General features: G+C 34.1%; 3 protein-coding genes. All 3 read left to right on the top strand.

Annotated features, from left to right (window positions below; genetic code table 11):
- Window positions 1-76: 76 nt before the first annotated feature.
- The 3 genes from RWL86_RS08390 (at window position 77) to RWL86_RS08450 (ending at window position 3382) form a co-directional block, all read left to right on the top strand.
- A complete protein-coding gene (locus tag RWL86_RS08390) occupies window positions 77-2434 on the top strand; it encodes an endonuclease MutS2 (RefSeq protein ID WP_314078816.1) in 2358 nt (785 codons plus the stop codon).
- A gap of 130 nt (window positions 2435-2564) precedes the next feature.
- Window positions 2565-2876, top strand: coding sequence for a thioredoxin (gene trxA / locus RWL86_RS08385; protein WP_006702889.1), 312 nt, complete (start codon window positions 2565-2567; stop codon window positions 2874-2876).
- Between the two features lie 401 nt (window positions 2877-3277).
- A complete protein-coding gene (locus tag RWL86_RS08450; protein ID WP_396276372.1) occupies window positions 3278-3382 on the top strand; it encodes a putative holin-like toxin in 105 nt (34 codons plus the stop codon).
- Window positions 3383-3591: the final 209 nt, after the last annotated feature.

Here is a 3591-nt window from a genome sequence, read left to right as displayed (position 1 = left end):
TAATCTGGGCTTATAGCCCCGGTTCAAACCACCCGTTAGACGGGTGGTCATGATTCTGTCTAAAGGAGGAGAAAGTATGAATCAAAAAATTGAAGAGATTTTAGAATTTCATAAAATTCGACATGCTGTAAGAGAATTTGCGAATACTCAAAAAGCAAAAACAATGATTCTTCAATTACCAATTGAAACAAATGCTCAAAAAATTCGAAATAAAATTGAAGAAACAAGAGATGCAGTAACACTTTTACGATTAAAACAAGGAATTCCAATTCCTAAATTAGCTGATATTAGTGTATCTATTAAACGATTAGAAGTAGAAGCAGGATTAAATGGAAGAGAATTAAGCGAAATATTAAAAGTATTACAAACAACGAATCAAGTGGCTAATTTCTTTGAAAAAGTGAAAGAAGAAGAGATTACATTAGATCGATTGCCACAATTAGTAGAAAAATTAGAATATTTACCTGAAATTTCGAAACAATTACAGTTATCTATTCGCGAAGATGGGTATGTATTAGATGATGCCTCCATCGCATTAAAAGGAATTCGTCAAGGAATTTCCAGAACTGAACAAGAAATTAAAGGGCAATTGGATACATATGTTACTGGAAAATATGCAAAATATTTAACGGACTCTTTAATTACAATTCGTAATGATCGTTATGTTGTTCCTGTTAAAGCAGAATATAAATCAACCTTTGGTGGAATTGTGCATGACCAAAGTGCAACAGGTCAAACATTATTTATGGAACCACAAGCGATTGTAAATTTGAATAATAAATTACGAGATTATCAATTACAAGAAAAGAAAGAAGTCGAGCGCATTTTACTTGAATTATCTGAAAAATTAATGCCTCATACACCTTCTTTAACACAAAATCATTATGTATTATCTCGTTTAGATATCGCAAATGCAAAAGCACTCTATGCCAAACAAATAAAAGCAAATGAGCCGATTATCGATGAAGAAAATCACGTTGCGATTTGGCAAGCTAGACATCCGCTTATTTCGTCAAAATCAGTAGTTGCTAATGATATTATTTTAGGGCAAGAATATCAGTCAATTGTCATAACTGGACCAAATACGGGTGGTAAAACCATTCTTCTAAAAACAATTGGGATTATCCAATTAATGGCACAAATGGGATTATATATTCCAGCACTACCGGACAGTCGTGTAGGTGTCTTTACTCAAATTTTTGCAGATATCGGAGATGAACAATCGATTGAACAAAACTTGAGTACATTTTCATCGCATATGTCAAATATCGTTTCGATTTTACATAAAATTGATGAGAAAAGTTTAGTATTAATGGACGAAATTGGTTCAGGGACTGACCCACAAGAAGGAGCATCACTCGCGATTGCGATTTTAGATTATATTGGGACAAAACAAAGTTATGTGATTGCAACGACTCACTATCCAGAGTTGAAAGTCTATGGATATAATCGTGTAGGAACAATTAATGCAAGTATGGAGTTTGATAGTGATACCCTTCAACCTACGTATCGTTTCCTATTAGGAGTTCCGGGACGAAGTAATGCATTTGATATTTCAGCAAGACTAGGACTTCCAAAAGTTGTCATTGAACAAGCTCGACAATTTATTTCTGTTGAAAGCCAAGAATTGAATGAAATGATTTCTGATTTAGAAAGAAAACGTCGCATTGTAGACCAAGAAAAATCAGTCATTCAACAACAATTAAAAGAAAGCTCGCAATTATTAGAAGCATTGAAACTTGAAACAGAAAACTTCAAAGAAAATAAAGCTCGACTCATTGAACAAGCAAAAGAAAAAGCCAATGAATTAGTATCTCAAAGTCAAGAAGATGCAGAAAAAATCTTGTCAGATATTCGTGCAATGCAATTGAAGAGTAAGGAAACAGTTGTGAAAGAACATGAATTAATTGAGAAGAAAACAGCTTTAACGGATTTAAAACATGAGCAAGCGTTGAAGAAAAATAAAGTATTAAAACGTGAAAAAGCTAAGAAATCATTGCGTCCAGGACAAAGTGTAGAAGTTACAAGTTTTGGACAAAGAGGAACATTAGTTGAAAAAATTTCCGATCAAGAATGGGTTGTTCAAATGGGCATTATTAAGATGAAAATGCCGGTTGAAGATTTGATTAGTATTGATGAAGAACCAAGTAAACCAACTCAAGTGATTGTGAAGAGTCATCGTTCGAGTCATGTTTCAACGGAATTGGATCTACGTGGGAAACGTTATGAGGAAGCGATTAAGGATTTAGAATTGTTCTTAGATGCTGCTTTATTAGCGGGATATCCTCGTGTGACGATTATTCATGGTCGCGGTACGGGTGCGATTCAACAAGGTGTTCATAAGACTCTGAAGAAACATCGTAGTGTGGCTTCTTATGAATTTGCTCCAATTAATATGGGAGGAAACGGGGCTACAGTTGTTTTATTTAAATAGTTTAGAAATAGACTTTTCTGATTGAGTTTTACTGATGTAGTAAAGGATGATGTTTCGTGAGCAGAATATTTTGTAAATAGAATAAGGCTTGATATACTATGTTTACAAGTGAGAAGAAAGGGTGATTTTAATGGTACAATCATTAAATGATAGCAATTTTGTAGAAAAAACAAATGAAGGAGTTGTGTTAGTTGACTTTTGGGCACCTTGGTGTGGACCATGTCGTATGCAAGCTCCAGTTATCGATGCATTAGACGAAGAATTGGGAGATAAAGTGACTTTTGCAAAAGTAGATGTTGATGAAAATCCTAATACTGCTCGTCAATTTGGAGTAATGAGTATTCCAACTTTACTTGTTAAGAAAGATGGAGAAGTCGTAAATAAAGTAATCGGCTACCATTCTAAAGAACAATTAGAAGAATTGTTAGAACAATATTTATAAGATATAGACTTTTCTATTGCCCCCTGTCGGTGAGAAATCACGGACAGGGGTTTTTCGTATATAAAATTCCAAAAGAAAAAATTCCTTTGTATGCAAGGTCGCCAGCAGCCTCGCAAAGCGAGTCTCATGGCTAAAATTCGAGCCTTGGTCTCGAATTTTCCCTATAAAAATCCATTAAGAATGGATTTTTATTGATGCAGCAAAGAAATTTTTTCTTTTGGAATTTTATCAGAGGGGACCGTAATTTCCTAATTGAATGAAATAAAAATAGAGTTATTCCATTTTAGAAATGTTTATGGTACAGTATATGCGTAGAAAGTTTGAAAGCGGTGGCAATCTCTTAATAAGGTAGGTGATGCTTATGAGCATTGAATTAAATCTACTAGGAAGGAGGTTGCGATTTGTCAAGCTATGAAGTAATGACATTGATAGGAACCTTTGCCATGGTACTATTGGCATTGTTATCTTTGATTGTCAAAATCATAGAAATAATGACAAAAAAATAACACCGCTCACAACTTTGACGAGTTGAGTGGTGTTATTTAAATCATTCAATAAGCCACCGTCTTTTTAACGGTCTACAAGAGAGTCGAGTTCGAGCTCGGCTCTTTTTGTATCTTTAGTATAACACAAATTGTGTAATATACAAATTATTCGAGCTATTCCATTTTAGAAATGTTTATGGTACAGTATATGCGTAGAAAGTTTGAAAGCG

Origin of the sequence: uncultured Granulicatella sp., assembly GCF_963515095.1 — a bacterium.
Classification (GTDB): domain Bacteria; phylum Bacillota; class Bacilli; order Lactobacillales; family Aerococcaceae; genus Granulicatella.
This window is presented reverse-complemented; position numbering and strand designations above follow the sequence as displayed.